The organism is Pedobacter sp. FW305-3-2-15-E-R2A2, assembly GCF_038446955.1.
Lineage (GTDB): Bacteria > Bacteroidota > Bacteroidia > Sphingobacteriales > Sphingobacteriaceae > Pedobacter.
On the sequence record NZ_CP151803.1, the window covers coordinates 6,688,440 to 6,705,564 of the forward strand.

Sequence of the window (17,125 nt, forward strand, 5' to 3'; positions counted from 1 at the left end):
ATTTATTTAACATCCTGACCCGAACAGTTACTCCAAAAAGAGTACACAGACCAGGGGCGTTGCAACCGCTCCTGGCTCTAATTATTGTTCCGGAAAAGGGTGTGGGAAGTAGAAGTTTATGGCATTACGGTAACCCTCCTTCCTTCTACTTTAAAATGAATTGTTCCAGTGAGCTCCAGCTTGTCAAGGGTCCAGTCCAGGCTTTTATCTCTTGATCCCGAGCCTACAAAAACCGATTCGGCCAGGTCTGGCGGACAGATCACTTCGACATCATACCACCTTGCTATTTTACGCATAATGCTGCCCAGCTTTTCGTTGTTAAAAACAAAAGAATTGTTCTTCCAGGCAATCACATCTTCAGTCATCACTTCTGCTACTTTTAAAGCGTTATTTTCCAATGTGGATTGCTCGCCTGGCTTAAGTATCGCCGAAACATTGCTATGTTGCGTTTTCACCTGCACTTTACCAGTAATCAGCGTTGTTTTCACATCCCCGTCATTTTCGTAAGCGCTGATGTTAAAATGAGTCCCCAGCACCTCCACGGTCTGATCATTGGACTGGACTCTAAATGGCCTGGACTGATCATGTGTGACTTCAAAATATCCTTCTCCCTTCAGGATCACTCTTCGCTCCTGACCGGCAAAAACGGTTGGATATTTCAAAGAAGATCCTGCATTTAGCCAGACCTTGGTTCCATCAGGCAAGATTACCTGGTATTGACCGCCGGCAGGTGTACTGATGGTATTGAAACGCAGCTCGCCTGCTGCCACTCCTGCTGCCGGATCTATTCGATATTCCAACTGACCATCTTTATTCTTGGTAATCACTATTCCCTGCTGACTGGCCAGTTTTCCATTTGCCACATCAGTGAGGGAAATTTCAGATCCATCAGCCAGAGTCAGGACGGCCTTATTTCCACCGGGTAATATCTTTGCAGCCATCTCTCTACTGGTCAACGGCTTTACATGCTGATTCGTTTGGAAGAACCACCAGCCTGCTGCAACGCAAAGAATGATAGCCGCCGCAGCCGCAATCCGGGACCATAAACGGATGGTTTTCCCCTGACGCTGATGTACGGGTAAGCCCGCCCAGACCTCCGTCTTTGCCCTGGTTAATTCTTCGGGGCTTAAATCAGACATTTCGTCTTTATAATTAAGATACCAGCTCTCCAGTAAGGCAATCTCCTCTTCCGAGCAATTCCGTTGTTTGTATTTGGCCAGTAATGCTTTCGCTTCTTTATTTTGCATAAGTTGAAAGGGAATACCCCCTTTTAATGATAGACGGGAAAATATGGGGGGATGGGGTAGAAGAAATTAATATTTTTTTAACCCTGACATTACACACTCACAAAAAGCATCAATCCAAGCTTTAAACGTAAAATTCTCAATGCGTTCTTAACCTGTGTTCTTACCGTTTGCTCCGATAAGTTTAATTGTTCTGCGATCTCCTTATGGCTCATCGCCTGTTTTCTGCTTAGCTCAAAAACCTCCCTCATTTTGGGAGGTAGTTCTGAAATTCCTTTTTCAATCAGCGCAGCAAGTTGCCGCTCGCGGACCTGATGATCAGTCACACAATATCCTTCTTCCAGAAAATGCTGTAAAGAGCTGACATACTTAGATTCGACCTGCTGATGTGCAATCACGTCGAGAATTCTATTGCGTACTGCTGTGTAGAGATAGGCCGGTAAGCTCGACTTTAAGACCAGGTCCGCCCGCTTATTCCAAATTGAAGCAAATAATTCGTGGATCACGTCCTGCGCTTCTTCTTTATCCCTTAATCTGCTATAGGCATGGATATAGAGTTCGTTAAAATAACGGTTGTAAACCACTGTATAGGCGGCAGCATCCCCCTCTCTCAGGAGTGCAGTTAATTCTAAATCTGAGAGTAAACTGTAAGTCAACATTTTCGCCCCCCGCTATAAATTGAACTTTAAAAAACAGATTTAATTAATTGCACAAAAAACCAGTCAATTATCTGTGTCATAATTGATTTATCTGCCTAACCAAATAAAATTTTGTGAATTTCAAAAGTAGCATTAAATCGATAAAAATAAAACCCTTCCCCTTCAAAAACCTGGTGTTGCGGATATAAAATTTATAAGGGATGACCAACTTGATTAGCGTAAACGGCGGATATCCGATTTAAAGCCCCGATATAAGATCATCAGCGAGGTTATGATCGCATAACGGAAATTGCTTACTTTAGCTTGAATCTTTGATATCGATCTCCTATGGAAAAAGATTTCCGAAAAAATACCTTCGAGGTTTACGATAAAGTAGCAGATTGGTTTGCTGAAAACCGGGATAAAGGTTTAATGGAAAAAAACTATCTGGATGAAGTCATCAGTCATCTCAATGATGATTCCTGTATTTTAGATCTTGGTTGCGGAACAGGAATTCCCATTCTGGGTTATTTCTTAAGTCGGAAATTAAACATTACCGGCCTTGATGCGAGCTCCAAAATACTCTCCATAGCAAGGAAAAACTTCCCTTCTACCCCATTTATCCAGGCAGATATGCGGGAACTCTCCTTAAATAAAAGGTTCGACGCAATTATTGCCTGGCATAGCTTTTTTCACCTGCCTGCAGAAGATCAACCGGCAATGTTTGCCAAATTCCAAAAGCACCTCAATCCTGGTGGAATTTTACTTTTCACTTCCGGAACCGTACACGGCGAAGCCTGGGGACAAATTGGTGGAGAAAATCTATTTCATGGTTCATTAAGTACTGAAGAATACCAAAAACTTTTAACAGACCATCATTTTACCCTGTTAAAACATCAAACAGATGATCCGGACTGCGGAAATGCGACGGTTTGGATGGCAAAATATACGCCGGCATTCAAAACTGTATAATTGCACTTATCTTTGCCCCCATGTCCGGTATCTACATCCACATTCCATTCTGCAAAAAAGCCTGCACCTATTGCGATTTCCATTTCAGCACTTCTTTAAAGTATGTTGATGAAATGACGGAGGCCATTTGCACAGAAATTATCAGGAAAAAAGATAGAATTGCAGACCATCAGGTAGGCAGTATTTACTTTGGTGGAGGAACACCTTCTGTATTGCCTTCTGCAGCATTTGAAAAAATATTCAATACCATAACAAAGCATTTTTCTGTCGCTTCAGAGGCGGAGATCACTATTGAAGCCAATCCTGACGACCTGGACGCTAAGAAAATCAAAGAGTTAAGGCAATTGCCGGTCAACCGTTTCAGCATTGGAATCCAATCTTTCTTTGATGAAGACCTGATCTGGATGAATCGCGCGCACAATTCCGGCGAAGCGGAAAATTGCATCAAAAGAAGTCAGGATGCAGGATTTGAGAATTTAAGCATCGATCTGATTTATGGCTATCCTTTACTGACCGACCAGAAATGGCTGAGCAATATCAATAAAGCCATTGAATTTGAAACGCCACATATCTCTGCCTATTCTTTAACGGTGGAACCTCGCACAGCCCTGGCCCATGCCATAAAAAGAGGCAAACAGGTTCCGGTAAATGACGAACAAAGCGCAGACCAGTTCATCTCTTTAATTGAGCAGCTTGGAAAAGCAGGTTTTGAGCATTACGAGATTTCGAATTACAGTAAACCCGGCAAATACGCTGTTCATAACACCAATTACTGGCGGGGCATCCCTTATATTGGAATCGGCCCCTCTGCCCATGGTTTTGACGGAGAAACACGCTACCTGAACATCGCAAATAACGCCGCCTACCTGAGCGACATCAGGGAGGGCCGTTTACCGGAAACCATAGAAACGCTCGATCTTTACGACCGGTTCAATGAATACATGATGACTTCCCTGAGAACCATGTGGGGAAGCAGTTTACATAAAATTGAGGCCGACTTTGGCAAGGTATTTCTCCATGACACCCTCAAAAGCATCAAACCTTTTATAGAGCAGAAATGGCTGATGAATGAAAAGGAACACCTAACTTTGACCCTGGATGGGAAACTTTTTGCAGACCATATTGCCTCTGAATTGTTTCTAATCCCGGAAGACCACCATTAATGATCGCATAATGAAAGATAAAGTTGTTTGGATTACCGGAGCATCATCCGGCATCGGAGAAGCATTGGTATATGCCTATAGTCAGCTGGGTGCAAGGCTGATCATTTCTTCGCGTAACCGGGATGAGTTGTTTAGGGTAAAGAACGGATGTAAAAACAAAATCAACGTTCATGTGCTGTCTTTAGATCTTGAAAATACCGCAGCATTGGCAGACAAAGCTGAAGAAGCGATCCGCATCTTTGGTAAAATTGACCTGCTGATCAATAGCGGAGGAATCAGTCAGCGGAGCCTTGCGTTGGAAACAGAGCTGGCAGTAGAACAACGCCTGATGAATGTGAATTTCTGGGGAACCGTAGTCTTGAGTAAAGCGGTACTGCCGCTAATGATCGCGAATGGAGGCGGCCAGATCGTTTGTATCAGCAGTCTGGTTGGGAAGTTCGGGACAAAGCTCCGCTCTGCGTACGCGGCTTCTAAACATGCCCTACATGGATATTTTGATTCTGTACGGTCTGAACTCTTTGACCAGGGCATCCACATCACTATGGTTTGTCCGGGTTTCATCAAAACAAACGTTACCCTGAATGCTTTGACTTCGAATGGAGCCCCGCAAGGAACAATGGACAGCGCACAGGAAAATGGCATGCCGGCTGAGGAATGTGCGAAACTGATTGTCAACGCAGTCAGGCTTCGTAAGGAAGAGATTTATATCGGAGGCAAAGAAGTCAAAGGGATCTGGCTAAAAAGATTTTTCCCTTTGCGCTTCTCTAAATATTTAAGAACGGCAAAGGTTACTTAATCACCTTGCCGTCAATCTTAATACTTTTCCAGTCTTCATCCAGACCTGAACCTTTGATATAACTCACTTTATGTGTGCTTCCTTTTAAATTAGGATGATACACCATATCGAACTCAAAAGTCATCTTCTTATCGGTCTTTTCAATCACTTTGACTTTATAATCGTTCTGCGATTTATCGCCGAGGGTGTAAAACTCGTCGTTTACTTTTGCGTAGAATTTTGCATGGGTATAAACCTTCTTAGGCTGATCCGGATAGGATTCCTGCAAGTCATTATTTTCATCTATTCTCAGATATTTGATATCTGTGGCATCTCCGCCAACTAAGGAATAGAATTTATAATACAACTTATTGTCAATCCTCAAGGTATCCTGAATCTCAGTATAAGTGTGTTCTCCCATTTTCCAGGAATTTCCGATTTGCATAGGCATAAAGGAATCGGCGGGATTAAGTTCTTTTGTAGTCATCACTTTCGGTTGACAGGAAGAGAAAATTATTAGAATAAAAAATGATAATAGCGGGATGTTTTTCATAAGGCTGATTGTTAATTTAGTATAACATACTAAACGTAAGATAAATAAGATTTGCTACAAATTAAAGTTAATTTATTTTATTTGCACTGATGTGCCTTCAGGGCAATTTCTGGATTGATTTTTGACCCTTACAAAACTTAAAAAAAACGACATGAACTTTATTATCACCTTACTCGTCAATGCAGGAATTCTTTTGGGAATGACTTATGTATTGCCAAGCGTTAGAATTAAAAATTACGGAACAGCCATTCTGGTAGCCCTGGTGATTGGCTTATTGAATGCAACGCTGGGTATGTTCCTCAGGTTCCCTATGAATGTAGTCACCCTCGGCCTGATCTCCTTTGTTGTTCATTTGGTGGTTACTGCCATCATGATCAAATTGGCGGATAAGTTTTTTGATGATTTTGAAGTAAAGGGCTTTACTCCGGCACTGATCATTGCCCTGGTTATGGCAGTGGTAGGAATGCTGTTATAAGAGAAGCTGAGCCTCGCTACGGATTCGCGGGCGCAAACGTTTGCGCAGTATTTCTCAACCACCTATAAAGCAAATAGTTAAAAACGAAAACAGGGCTTTTGGATGATGATCCAAAAGCCCTGTTTTTTATAATATCAGCACGTCTTATTTAATTGGTTTGATCCAATACGAATACTGATGTGCTGCAAAAGGCACTCTATATTCCTTTAACGGCATAGAACCCCAGCTGTCTATTCCCTGTAAACCACTCTGGATCAAATCCAGGTGCAGGTAGATTTTATCTCTTTTTACCAACTCGCCGGAATGGTATTGTTTCTTCTCGACTTCAGGATCAAGGTCGTCCATGCTGTATGGCAGTGCAGAAAAATTCAATAAACTATCTGCCATTCCAAAGCTGAGTCCTTTGCCTTTCTTGTCTGTGAAATTCACCCAGCGAACATCAGTTTTGTTTCCGCTCTCCTGAGGACGCGCATAAGGGAAGTACTGCTCATCGATGGTCTGGTGGTATAAGCCGACAAAAGATGCGGTTTTACGGTCCCAATAGTTTTCGCCCGGTCCACGGCCATAGAAGTTAATTTTACTCAACGCAGCGTTCAATTGCAGGTCATTTCCGATACGTTGCATCAACGGATACTTCCCTTTATTGGCTGTAAAATGATTGTCTACCTTTACAATTCCATCAGGTCTGATGGTAAACGTTTGCTCCACTGTTGCTGCTCCGCCGATCAATTCCTTTTTAAAGGTCGCAATCACTTCACCAGAAGCCGCAGTTTCTACCTCTGCAGAAATTAGTTTTCCCTCTGAATAGGCATTTCTCCATTTCCTCAGGCTACGGTTAAATCCTGCACCGATATCGTTGTCTGTTGAGGCACGCCAGAACCCAGGTTGAGGGCCCTCAGACAATAACTGGCTACCTTTTAGGGTATATCCTGTCATCAATCCTTTTTCCAGATCAAAGGCGATAGAAAAATCACTTCCTTTAACTACTGCTTTTCCTGAAGGTTTTTCTATCGTCAATTTTCCATTGGCCGCAGCATAGACCGATGCTTTTGGTGCTCCGCTCCATGCAAACTGCCCGGTAGCAATGGTATATCCTGCAGGAAGGAAAGGTTCTGCGATTTTCAGGTCGTAATATACATTCAGAAAATATTCTGCGCCGGCTTTCGCTTTAGTTTTAATGGCCAGGCTCAGTTCTTTTTCTGTTCTTGGCTCAATTACGGGAAGGTTCTGCGTTCCTTTTTCTACGATTTTACCGTTTTCTAAAAGTTCCCAGTTTAATTTCACATTGTCCAGCCCTTTAAAGAAATAAGAGTTGTTTACTTTGATGGCGTTGTTGCCTTCGTATTTTGTTTTGATGTACTGGTAAATCTTCTTCACCTCTACCGCCATCGGCGTCATGCCACGATAATTCGTCACTACACCTTTCACGCTAAAGTTATTGTCGCTGAAGTCCTCATTAACAGGTCCGCTTAAAGGAAAATCTCCACCATAAGCATTGATATGCTTTCCATTTTTTACGGTATCAATCGCCTGGTCAATCCATTCCCAGATGTAACCACCTTGCAGGTTTGGCTGACTTTCGATCACATCCCAGTATTCTTTGAAGTTACCGAGGCTGTTTCCCATAATGTGGGCAAACTCACTCATGATGAGCGGACGGTCAGGCTTGCTGTTAGCGTATTCTTTCAACCAATTTGGATCAGGATACTGAGGAACAATCATATCTGTATTGTAATCTTCCTCTGCACGTTCATATTGTACGGGACGAATGTCTTTTGCTTTCAGCCAATCATATGCTTCATAAAAATTCCTTCCGTTACCCGCCTCGTTTCCTAAAGACCAGGTCACTACTGAGGAATGGTTTTTATCGCGTTCATACATTCTCTGAATCCGCTCCAAATGAGGAATTCTCCATTGCTTATCATTTCCAAAAGTATAATCAAGATCATAATAACGGCCATGAGATTCAATGTTCGCCTCATCAATTACGTATAAACCATACTCATCGCAAAGTTCCATCCAATAGGGATCAGGAGGATAATGAGAATGCCTTACAGAGTTTACGTTCAGCTTTTTCATCATCTCCATGTCTTTACGCATGTCTGCCCTGGTCAGCGTATGCCCCTGGGTCGCATTGTGCTCATGACGGTTCACGCCTTTAAAAAACACACGTTTCCCGTTCACAAGGAAATTATTGTTAACGAGTTCGACGGTACGGAAACCGATTCGCTGAGGAATCACTTCCAGTACTTCCCCTTTTTTATTTTTCAAAGTAATGAAAAGCGTATACAGGTTAGGGGTTTCTGCAGTCCATACCGCGACGTTTCCAACTTCTGCATGGAACTCCACATTGCTTTTATAATTCCCAAGGACCGTTTTTATTCCTTTTGTTTCGTCCTTATATACAGATTTCCCTTTCGGATCGATCAACTCCAGCTCTACGGCAAAAGTATCCGGCTTGCTATGGTTGGTCTTCCTGTCGATTCTATAGTTGTTGATTTCTGCATCTAATGAAAGGAGTCCGTTCTTATAGGATTTGTCCAGTGTAGCAATAGCTTTGAAATCCCTTACATCGAGTTTTGGTGTGGCATACAGGTACACATCACGTTCAATTCCGGAGATTCTCCACATGTCCTGACATTCAAGGTAGCTGCCATCACTCCAACGGTAAACCTGTAATGCAACCAGGTTTTCACCAGCTTTGACATATTTGGTGATGTCAAATTCTGCGGCAAGTTTACTGTCTTCGCTATAACCAACTTTCTTTCCGTTTACCCAGATAAAAAAGGCCGATTTTACTGCGCCGAGGTGAATAAATACCTGACGGCCATCCCAGTTCTGAGGGAGATTAAATTTCTTTCTGTAAGAACCTACGGGATTGTTGTCTTCAGGAATATCAAAAGGAGGATTCATTCTTGAGCCTGTATTCTTGCGTCCTGCGAATTCATAAGGCTGGTTTACATAGATCGGTAAGCCATAGCCATTGGTTTCCCAGTTGGCAGGAACCTTAAAGTTATCCCATTTTGTATCGTCAAAACTTGTTTTATAGAAGTCCTCCGGGCGTTTACGCGGGTCCTGAACCCAGTTAAATTTCCATTGGCCATTGAGCGTCATAAAGTATTCGGATTTCTCCTTCTCCCGTTTTGCAGCAACCGCCTTGCTTTCAAAAGCAAAAGCTGAGGCCCTCATCGGCATCCGGTTCACTGAAACCACCTCAGGAGTCTGTAGCTCAGCAGGTAATTGCTGGCTCATTACTGCTGATGAGGCCAATAATAATGATAGTGATGTAAAAAGTTTTTTCATTTGTGTGTTTAAATTGTATTGCGCTATCTAACGTAATTATATTTTGCCCAAATCCACAACGCAAACGTTTGACTGAATTTTGATCCTTGTTTTGCCTCTCCTTTTCCTAATTTCATCAAACAATCAACACACAAACCACAAACACACAAATGAACATGAGAAAATTAACCTTTTTCCTTCTTGCTTTTCAGCTACTGCTCCTTCCGGCATCATTCGCCGGAAGCAGGGCTGAAACCGAGCCGGCCACGATCACTATCCCCCTGGGGGGCAATGGATATGTGGAAAAGAACGGCCATGCAAGGATAAAAAACGAAGGCCTGAGCAATTGGAGCAATGCCTCAGATGTCATTGCCATTTACTTTCGTACCGAAGCTGCCGGAGATGCGGAATTGTCACTCAGATTGAGCGTTCCTGAGGGAAACAGCAAAATCAGCCTGACAGTAGCGGGAACAACGCTGACTAAAGAAGTAAGTAACCTGGGCGCCGCTGTTATAAAACTAGGCAATGTTAAAATTGCTGCTCCGGGATATGTAAAAGTAGAACTAAGAGGTCTGAGTAAAACCGGACAGGTATTTGCCGACGTTTCCGACCTGCTGGTTAGTGGAAGCGCACTTGATAACGGAGCAGTATATGTAAAGAACAATGAAGGAAGTTATTTCCACTGGGGCAGAAGAGGCCCTTCTGTGCATTTGAACTATATCATTCCCGCAGCAGCGGAAGACAAAGTAGAATGGTTTTATAATGAGATCATGGTTCCCGAAGGAGAGGATAAACTGGGCACCTATTATATGGCCAATGGATTTAGTGGCGGATATTTTGGAATGCAGGCCAATTCCCCTACAGAACGCAGGGTGCTTTTTTCCATCTGGAGCCCTTTTTCTACGGATGATCCGAAATCTATTCCCGATAGCATGAAAGTGATCCTGCTAAAAAAAGGAAGCAAAACCAAGACCGGTGAGTTTGGCAATGAAGGTTCCGGCGGCCAAAGCTATATGATTTACCCATGGAAAGCAGGTAAGAGCTATGCATTTTTAACTCATGCCAAGCCAAATCCAGCTAAAAAAACCACGGTTTACACGGCTTATTTTAAAGATTTAGAAAAAGGCGACTGGCAATTGGTAGCGAGCTTTGAGCGTCCACAATCGGCGGTTTATCTGAAAGGCATTTATTCTTTCCTTGAAAATTTTTCGCCGGTAACGGGTGATCAGTCCCGTCGGGGCGACTATAAAAACCAATGGGCTATAGATGCCAATGGAAAATGGCATGAGGTTACCGATGCCACATTTACTGCCGATGCAACGGCAAGAATCAATTACCGAAAAGATTATACCGGAGGATCAGACCAAGCCGCTTTCTACTTAAAAAATTGCGGATTCTTTAATGATTTTACCCCCATTAAGACTCCATTTCATAGGAAATCAACAGGAAAAACACATCCTGCAATAGATTTCAACAAGCTGCCCTAGGTAGGCAGCCCATCAGGACTGGATAAAGAATATCATTTGGAAACACACCGGAAGCCGGTATTCTCCAGTCCTGTATCCATAGAAGACTTCATCTTGGAAGTTACGCGATACCCTTTGCAATAGGAAGAATGACACATAAATGAACCTCCGCGGATCACTTTCTTAGGAATCCCAGGCTCGGCAGCATCATAGCTGTCTTTTGGCCCTTTGGGATTAACGGTTTGCCCTTTCAGACTCTGGTAATAATCCTCCCGGTACCAGTCGGCCGTCCATTCCCATACATTTCCTGCCATATCGTATAAACCGTATCCATTTGCAGCAAATGACTTCACAGGAGCCACACTAGAATAGCCATCCGTCTTTTTATCTGAATAAGGAAACTCTCCCTGCCAGGTATTGGCTTTAACCTTCCCTGAAGCAAGATCTTCATCTCCCCATGGATATTTCTTTTCCCTGAGCCCACCTCTTGCTGCATATTCCCATTCCGCTTCGGTAGGCAGACGTTTTCCCGCCCATTTCGCATAAGCTGCGGCATCGATCCAGGAAACCTGGGTCACAGGAAGGTTCTCTTTCCCTTTAATATTGCTTTTCGGTCCTTGCGGATGTTTCCAGCTTGCGCCGGGAGTCCAGCTCCACCATTGTGAAACATCATTGATGTCAACCCTGCCTTTCGGCGGACTAAAAGTAAGTGAGGCCGGCTGTAATTGTTCTTCCGGAGGTTTTGGTGTTCCCGGAGGCAATTGTTTCTTTATTTCTTCCCAATCTGGTTTCTGTTCTGCCTGCGTCACATAGCGGGTAGCTTTCACAAAAGCAGCAAACTGTGCATTGGTGACTTCCGTTTCGTCAATCCAGAAAGCATCCACCTTTACCTCATGGGCAGGATATTCATCTCTTCTGCCTTCTTTATCCGCAGCGCCCATTCTGAAAGAACCTGCAGGAATAAATTTCATGCCCTGATGCGAGGCAAGGCCATCTTTCTCCGTTCCAGCAAGTGTTTCTATTCCGGTAACTGCTCCGTATCGTTTAGGCAGGTTAGAATTACAACAAGCAGAGTCAGTATGGTTTGAATGGTCCACACCGGCGACAGTATCAGCAGTAGTACCTGCCAATCCTTTCTTGTCGCTTTTCTGATTGCAGGCTGTAATGGCCAACACAAAAAACAAATACAAAAGTTCTCTTTTCATAAAAAATCGTGGTCATATTCAGAATCTCTAAAAGCTATTGAGCATGATTCTGAATTCGGAATAATGAAGGGCAAAATAATGATAAAAAGTTAAACTCTTACCTCATCACGCCGATTTTACTTCCATCCCATTCCGGAAACAGCACTTTATCATTGTTAAGATTTAAATGCCTGTCTGCCACTTCACTGAATACGCTTCTAAAATCTGTGGTTACGGCCAGGTCTCTGCCATCCTCCAGATTTTCGACTGCCATTGGCTCTACATTACCATGTACCAACCCTCCACTCACGCCATTGCCTAAAATGAAGTTACAGGAGGCCCTCCCATGATCCGTTCCACCGGTTCCGTTCTGCCTTACCGTACGTCCAAATTCAGTCATGGTCATTACCGTTACATCATCTTGTAACGTGCCCATATCTGTCCAGAAAGCCATGATGCTATTACTCAGGTCATTTACATTCCTCGCAAAAATCCCGGTATCAGTTCCCTGATTAAAATGGGTATCCCAGCCTCCGGACTCTGCAAAGGCGACTTCCATTCCGACATTCATCTTAATCAGCTGTGCGATTTGCTTCAGAGAATTTCCCAATGCCGTATTTGGATATATGGCATTGTTTGAGGGTTTATAATTTTTAGTATCTGTTTTCTGAAGCATTTTTATCGCTTCGAAGCTCTCCTTTCCGGTATCTTTCAACAGTCCGGAGGAGGTCTGATCATAGAGCTCTTCGAAACTCTTAGCCGCCATATTCGCCCCCTTAACATTTCCCCTCATCTGAATGTTGAAATCCTGCAGATTGCTAATGGCTACTGCCGGATGTTCCCCATAGAATGATCTTGGCAAAGAAGAGGTTAAGCTGACTCCCTGGAACGGTGTTGCACTATCATGCCCCAGCAGTCCGACAGCCCTGTTTAACCAACCACTGTCCGTTCCTTTTTTAAATGGGGTTCCCGATTCCATATAATCCTGCGCATCAAAATGAGAGCGGGTATTATTGGGTGATCCGATGCCATGAACGATGCCCATCCTCTTATCCCTGAACACCTGCTCAAAAGCAGCCATAGAGGGATGCAGGCCAAAACGGCCATCCAAATCAATCAGTGGTGTATTTTTGCCTCCTTTAGCAGCAGTCATAAACAAACCTGGTCTTGCTGCCTTCAGGTACTCATCGGTAAATGGCGTGACTGCCATCAAACCATCCATTGCACCCCGTTGAAAAATGCAGACTAAAATTTTCTTCCTGTTAAACAGCCCTAAAGGTTTTGTGCCTGCAACGGCTTCGGCAAGAAAGGCGGGAATTCCCCCCATTCCTATTCCGAATAACGCGAGTCCACCTGCTTTGATAAATCCTCTTCTTGACGTCATGACTTAAGTTTATTTACGTTGAAATTCCGGAGAACCGATGATTACCCCTACTACCTGCGCCAGCATTGCATTGTTATTGACCGCGTTATTTGCAGCGGTTTTTAGGGGAGTATTATCCGTCCCCATCATTGTCTGTTCCTGTTGAGGGTTTGTCTTCTCCGCAGCATTGGCCACCTTAGTTGATAATGAAGGATCATTTAACATCGGCTTCAAGCGCTTTACGGTCTCTGTTAAATTCCGTTCCGGCATGATCATCTTACTATACGTAAGCAAGGCTGCTTCCGCACTTTCAGGCTCATGATGGTTGTTCAATGCAGAAAGGTTGATCTTCACTCCGGGGATCCGTTGTCCTGCAAGCGCCAATCCGAAGTTCATTCTATTCAGCAATGCCCCCGTATTAATCCAATATTGGCCTCTATCCGGAAATCCTGTAGGGGCCTGGTAGTAATACATTTTCTGTCCCATTTTATTGATCCAGTTAAACAGCTGATAAGGTTGCGTAATGTCGGCATCCAGGCTACGGACCGCGCTGATGGCCAACTCAAAGGGAGATTTTGTTTTTTCCCGGAGCGATGCAGGGCTCCAGAATTCAGGAGAAGAAACCATTGTTACCATCACCTGCCGGATATCTCCATCTGTCTTCGTAAAAGTCTTTGCCATCTTATCAACCAGCGTTTGTGCCGGATGGTCATTGACAAACCTCGTCGCTATCTTTTTAGAAATGAACTGTGCTGTAGATGGATGCCGGGCCAGCATGTTCAGTAAAGTCAGCCCTTCTTCATAACCTCCCCCTGCTGCAAAATGCTTACCCAGAACGGTCTTTTCTTCATTGTCATGTCTGTTTGGAACGAACAGAAAATCGCCCTCTTTCACAAAACCACGTTTCTTAAGATTTTCTGCTCCTACATTATCGATGATCTTCTGCATTGCAGCTCCATATCCTTCTTCCCCCATTGGGGCTAAGGTCCATCCGGTCAGTACCCTTGCCGCCTGTGTCACGTCCGACTGTGTATATCCACCATCGACTCCCAGTGTATGCAGTTCCATCACTTCCCTTGCATAGTTTTCATTTAGTCCGCCCTGTTTCCGCTTCGGAGGAACCCTTCTTTTTAGCGGTTTTCCTGCCCCGTTCATCTGCGGCTCCCGGCCATTTTCTAAAACAACAGGCTGTCCCGTACTCGTAAAGTTGTCCAGGTAAATCAGCATCGCCGGAGATTTGGCGGTGGCCAGCAATAGATTTTCAAACTTCCCTGTCACATTAGGTCTGATTACATCCCGTTCATAAGCGGGAACAAAAGAAGCGCATTGATTCTTGGTTAAAGAAACATTGAAATGATTGAACCAAAAATCCGTCAGCAGCTCTCTCAGCTGATTACGTGAATAGGCGGCTCTTAATATCTTTTGATTGATAAACTGTCTGTATAATTCCTGCTCCGGCTTAAACCCTTTCTTCTCCATATAGCTGCGAATCTGCTCCCTATATGCTTTACGATCTCCTTTATCTACTGAATCTTTGTGAATAGATCCATCGGCAATCGCCAGCTTCAGGACCCGGTTTGGTCTTGGGTATTTATTCTCGACCTCTGTATTGCTCAGGTTAATGTCATCAAACCTGCTCAACATCAGGTTTAAAGAATCATCCGAAAGATCTCCATCCAATTGCTGACGAAACCACTTTTCCAGTCCCATTTTGACGACTGCATCCACATCCCCTTCTTTACTGCCATAGGTAAACCTACTCAACAGATGTGCTGCAGCCTGTCGTTCCGTAAGACCTGCCTTTTGATAAGGAAAAGCAGGCTTCTCTTTAAAAGAAGAAAAGAATACCGTAACGAGGAAAAGCAACACAAATGAATAAAGAACCTTTACTGGTGTTTTCATAAGCTGACAATTTGATGAACAACCTTATGACCATTAAAACGTCATAAAGATTAATAACATATAAATTATTATTCCATTTAATATACCCTTCATTAAATCCGGCTTAAAGATTTCTTCGTATCTGCCCATATGAAAACTACCACTATGAAAAGAACCTTTTTAACAGTAATTGCCTTAGTAGCTTTGGCATTTAACACACAGGCACAAAAGAATCCAATGGTCGGAGGCGCAGCGATGTATGCCGATAAAGACATTGTAGACAATGCCGTAAACTCCAAAGATCATACCACACTGGTTGCAGCAGTGAAAGCCGCAGGACTGGTAGAGACTTTGAAATCAGCAGGGCCATTCACTGTTTTCGCACCTACCAATGAAGCCTTCATTAAGCTTCCTGAAGGAACAGTAGAAACAGTCCTCAAACCAGAAAACAAAGCCCTGCTTACAAAAATCCTGACCTACCATGTAGTCGCCGGAAAAATGACCAGTAAAGAAATTGCAAAGGCCATCAAAGCAGGCAATGGCAAAGCTGAGCTAACGACCGTAAGCGGTGGTAAACTATGGGCCTGGATGGAAGGCAGCAAACTGGTATTAAAAGATGAAAAAGGTGGTACGGCAACCGTAACCATTGCGAATGTGCATCAAAAAAATGGGGTCATCCATGTGATAGATTCCGTATTAATGCCAAACTAAAAATACGGGTAAAGCATTATAAATAGGGGAAAGGGAAGTATCCCAGGGGCAGCTCAAATTGAGTTGCCCCTTTTTTATACACTCAATTTCCTACACCCTGCTGTATCCATTCCCATAATATGCATCCTGAAATATACATCCTGCTATATACATCCTGCTATATACACCATGCATATGCATCATGCATATGCATCATGCTACAGAAAAAGTTGTTCCTTTTCGAAGGCCTGCAAATGTTTTCCCTTCAAAACATTTGAGCCTAAGAACAGGATTAACTTTTTCCATTTGTCAGAAGATTTCCATTTTTCCTCCCTCCCCAATCTGTCATTTTACATTTTCATTAATTTTGCTTTTAACAATAAATTAACATGACCTGAGCATGTTTCATGATCTATCAAAAGGGGATTGATTTCGATCATGCGTGCCCATCTGAACAATAAAAAATAAACAGATGAACTTCGACCTTACTCCAATTGATATTGTAAACGACATCTCCAAAGCAGATTTTGAGAAACACTACCTGAATACCCGTCGTCCGTTAATCATTAAAAACATGTCGAAAAACTGGCCTGCTTACGAAAAGTGGGACCTGGACTACATGAAAACTGTAGTTGGCGACAGAACGGTTCCATTATACGATAGCTCAAAAGCAGATCCTTCGAAGCCCATTAATGCTTCCGCTGCGGAGATGAAATTTGCCGACTACATTGAGCTCATTAAAAACACCCCTACAGACCTGCGGATTTTCCTTTTCGATCCCATAAAGCAGGCGCCTGGACTACTGGAAGACTACCGTGCGCCTAAAGAATTGATGGGAGGTTTTCTGGACAGCTATCCGAACATGTTTTTTGGCGGCAAGGGGTCGGTCACTTTCTTACATTATGACATCGACCTTGCGCATATTTTCCATACCCATTTCAACGGCCGAAAGCACGTCATCTTGTTCGAAAACAAATGGAAAGACCGTCTATATCAAATTCCTTATGCGACCTATGCCTTAGAAGATTACGACGTCGAAAAACCAGACTTCAACAAATTCCCGGCACTGGAAGGTGTTAAAGGAATCGAGGCTTTCCTCGAACACGGAGACACGCTATTTATGCCTACCGGATACTGGCATTGGATGAAATACCTGGATGGTTCCTTCTCGATCAGTTTAAGGGCATGGGATAAGTCTTTGCTGATAAAGGCAAAAAGCTTATACAACCTGACAATCCAGCGGAAGTTCGATGATTTTATGAAGGCTAATTTCCGGGACAAGTATATGACATGGAAGGAAAGACTGGCAATTAGAAGGGCAAATAGGGCGCTTGCGAATCAGAAACCCAGATAAATGGTACATTCAGCGTCCCGAATTGGTAAAAAATAATTAATCCTGAATGAACAAGTTTAAATTTTAATTTACACTTTTGTTCTTT

General features: G+C 43.3%; 14 protein-coding genes. 7 read left to right on the plus strand and 7 right to left on the minus strand.

Going from position 1 to position 17,125, the window contains the following annotated elements:
- Positions 1-116: 116 nt before the first annotated feature.
- Together AAFF35_RS27175 and AAFF35_RS27180 are read right to left on the minus strand one after the other, a co-directional pair.
- The gene (locus AAFF35_RS27175; protein ID WP_342329612.1) at positions 117-1,247 is read right to left on the minus strand and encodes a FecR domain-containing protein; all 1,131 of its coding nucleotides are present in this window, start codon (positions 1,245-1,247) and stop codon (positions 117-119) included.
- 89 nt (positions 1,248-1,336) lie between these two features.
- On the minus strand, positions 1,337-1,903 hold the full coding sequence (locus tag AAFF35_RS27180; RefSeq protein WP_342329613.1) for an RNA polymerase sigma-70 factor: 567 nt from the start codon (positions 1,901-1,903) through the stop codon (positions 1,337-1,339).
- A 327-nt stretch (positions 1,904-2,230) separates the two neighbouring features.
- Here AAFF35_RS27180 and AAFF35_RS27185 point away from each other — a divergent pair, with 327 nt between their 5' ends.
- Genes AAFF35_RS27185 through AAFF35_RS27195 form a run of 3 tightly spaced genes read left to right on the plus strand, consistent with a single transcriptional unit; the run spans position 2,231 to position 4,813 of the window.
- Positions 2,231-2,854 carry a class I SAM-dependent methyltransferase gene (locus AAFF35_RS27185; RefSeq protein ID WP_342329614.1) on the plus strand — a complete coding sequence of 208 codons (624 nt, stop codon included), beginning with the start codon at positions 2,231-2,233 and terminating at the stop codon, positions 2,852-2,854.
- Between the two features lie 20 nt (positions 2,855-2,874).
- Positions 2,875-4,017 carry a radical SAM family heme chaperone HemW gene (gene hemW / locus AAFF35_RS27190; protein WP_342329615.1) on the plus strand — a complete coding sequence of 381 codons (1,143 nt, stop codon included), beginning with the start codon at positions 2,875-2,877 and terminating at the stop codon, positions 4,015-4,017.
- A gap of 10 nt (positions 4,018-4,027) precedes the next feature.
- The gene (locus AAFF35_RS27195; protein ID WP_342329616.1) at positions 4,028-4,813 is read left to right on the plus strand and encodes an SDR family oxidoreductase; all 786 of its coding nucleotides are present in this window, start codon (positions 4,028-4,030) and stop codon (positions 4,811-4,813) included.
- Here AAFF35_RS27195 and AAFF35_RS27200 read toward each other — a convergent pair.
- The gene (locus tag AAFF35_RS27200) at positions 4,806-5,279 is read right to left on the minus strand and encodes a hypothetical protein (RefSeq protein ID WP_342329617.1); all 474 of its coding nucleotides are present in this window, start codon (positions 5,277-5,279) and stop codon (positions 4,806-4,808) included. The genes AAFF35_RS27195 and AAFF35_RS27200 overlap by 8 nt on opposite strands.
- 217 nt (positions 5,280-5,496) lie before the next feature.
- Here AAFF35_RS27200 and AAFF35_RS27205 point away from each other — a divergent pair, with 217 nt between their 5' ends.
- On the plus strand, positions 5,497-5,820 hold the full coding sequence (locus AAFF35_RS27205) for a phage holin family protein (RefSeq protein WP_342329618.1): 324 nt from the start codon (positions 5,497-5,499) through the stop codon (positions 5,818-5,820).
- A 144-nt stretch (positions 5,821-5,964) separates the two neighbouring features.
- On the opposite strand, the gene AAFF35_RS27210 is transcribed toward AAFF35_RS27205, so the two are convergent.
- On the minus strand, positions 5,965-9,123 hold the full coding sequence (locus AAFF35_RS27210) for a glycoside hydrolase family 2 TIM barrel-domain containing protein (RefSeq protein ID WP_342329619.1): 3,159 nt from the start codon (positions 9,121-9,123) through the stop codon (positions 5,965-5,967).
- 155 nt (positions 9,124-9,278) lie between these two features.
- Here AAFF35_RS27210 and AAFF35_RS27215 point away from each other — a divergent pair, with 155 nt between their 5' ends.
- Positions 9,279-10,589: a DUF3472 domain-containing protein gene (locus AAFF35_RS27215; RefSeq protein ID WP_342329620.1), complete on the plus strand. Its 1,311-nt coding sequence runs from the start codon at positions 9,279-9,281 to the stop codon at positions 10,587-10,589.
- Between the two features lie 32 nt (positions 10,590-10,621).
- Here AAFF35_RS27215 and AAFF35_RS27220 read toward each other — a convergent pair whose 3' ends face one another.
- The 3 genes from AAFF35_RS27220 to AAFF35_RS27230 form a co-directional block, all read right to left on the minus strand.
- On the minus strand, positions 10,622-11,773 hold the full coding sequence (locus AAFF35_RS27220) for a formylglycine-generating enzyme family protein (protein WP_342329621.1): 1,152 nt from the start codon (positions 11,771-11,773) through the stop codon (positions 10,622-10,624).
- A 97-nt stretch (positions 11,774-11,870) separates the two neighbouring features.
- The gene (locus tag AAFF35_RS27225) at positions 11,871-13,136 is read right to left on the minus strand and encodes a DUF1501 domain-containing protein (protein ID WP_342329622.1); all 1,266 of its coding nucleotides are present in this window, start codon (positions 13,134-13,136) and stop codon (positions 11,871-11,873) included.
- Between the two features lie 9 nt (positions 13,137-13,145).
- Positions 13,146-15,017 (minus strand): DUF1800 domain-containing protein, encoded by a 1,872-nt coding sequence (locus AAFF35_RS27230; RefSeq protein ID WP_342329623.1) that lies wholly within the window; start codon positions 15,015-15,017, stop codon positions 13,146-13,148.
- 144 nt (positions 15,018-15,161) lie between these two features.
- Here AAFF35_RS27230 and AAFF35_RS27235 point away from each other — a divergent pair, with 144 nt between their 5' ends.
- Positions 15,162-15,707 carry a fasciclin domain-containing protein gene (locus AAFF35_RS27235; protein ID WP_342329624.1) on the plus strand — a complete coding sequence of 182 codons (546 nt, stop codon included), beginning with the start codon at positions 15,162-15,164 and terminating at the stop codon, positions 15,705-15,707.
- 451 nt (positions 15,708-16,158) lie between these two features.
- Positions 16,159-17,040, plus strand: coding sequence for a cupin-like domain-containing protein (locus AAFF35_RS27240; RefSeq protein WP_342329625.1), 882 nt, complete (start codon positions 16,159-16,161; stop codon positions 17,038-17,040).
- The last annotated feature ends 85 nt before the right edge of the window (positions 17,041-17,125 follow it).

What these genes read in the sequence shown, in the direction of transcription:
- AAFF35_RS27175 (WP_342329612.1), bottom strand. Translation starts at nt 1,247, where the DNA reads ATGCAAAATAAAGAAGCGAAAGCATTACTGGCCAAATACAAACAACGG.
- AAFF35_RS27180 (WP_342329613.1), bottom strand. Translation starts at nt 1,903, where the DNA reads ATGTTGACTTACAGTTTACTCTCAGATTTAGAATTAACTGCACTCCTG.
- AAFF35_RS27185 (WP_342329614.1), top strand. Translation starts at nt 2,231, where the DNA reads ATGGAAAAAGATTTCCGAAAAAATACCTTCGAGGTTTACGATAAAGTA.
- hemW (WP_342329615.1), top strand. Translation starts at nt 2,875, where the DNA reads ATGTCCGGTATCTACATCCACATTCCATTCTGCAAAAAAGCCTGCACC.
- AAFF35_RS27195 (WP_342329616.1), top strand. Translation starts at nt 4,028, where the DNA reads ATGAAAGATAAAGTTGTTTGGATTACCGGAGCATCATCCGGCATCGGA.
- AAFF35_RS27200 (WP_342329617.1), bottom strand. Translation starts at nt 5,279, where the DNA reads ATGACTACAAAAGAACTTAATCCCGCCGATTCCTTTATGCCTATGCAA.
- AAFF35_RS27205 (WP_342329618.1), top strand. Translation starts at nt 5,497, where the DNA reads ATGAACTTTATTATCACCTTACTCGTCAATGCAGGAATTCTTTTGGGA.
- AAFF35_RS27210 (WP_342329619.1), bottom strand. Translation starts at nt 9,123, where the DNA reads ATGAAAAAACTTTTTACATCACTATCATTATTATTGGCCTCATCAGCA.
- AAFF35_RS27215 (WP_342329620.1), top strand. Translation starts at nt 9,279, where the DNA reads ATGAGAAAATTAACCTTTTTCCTTCTTGCTTTTCAGCTACTGCTCCTT.
- AAFF35_RS27220 (WP_342329621.1), bottom strand. Translation starts at nt 11,773, where the DNA reads ATGAAAAGAGAACTTTTGTATTTGTTTTTTGTGTTGGCCATTACAGCC.
- AAFF35_RS27225 (WP_342329622.1), bottom strand. Translation starts at nt 13,136, where the DNA reads ATGACGTCAAGAAGAGGATTTATCAAAGCAGGTGGACTCGCGTTATTC.
- AAFF35_RS27230 (WP_342329623.1), bottom strand. Translation starts at nt 15,017, where the DNA reads ATGAAAACACCAGTAAAGGTTCTTTATTCATTTGTGTTGCTTTTCCTC.
- AAFF35_RS27235 (WP_342329624.1), top strand. Translation starts at nt 15,162, where the DNA reads ATGAAAAGAACCTTTTTAACAGTAATTGCCTTAGTAGCTTTGGCATTT.
- AAFF35_RS27240 (WP_342329625.1), top strand. Translation starts at nt 16,159, where the DNA reads ATGAACTTCGACCTTACTCCAATTGATATTGTAAACGACATCTCCAAA.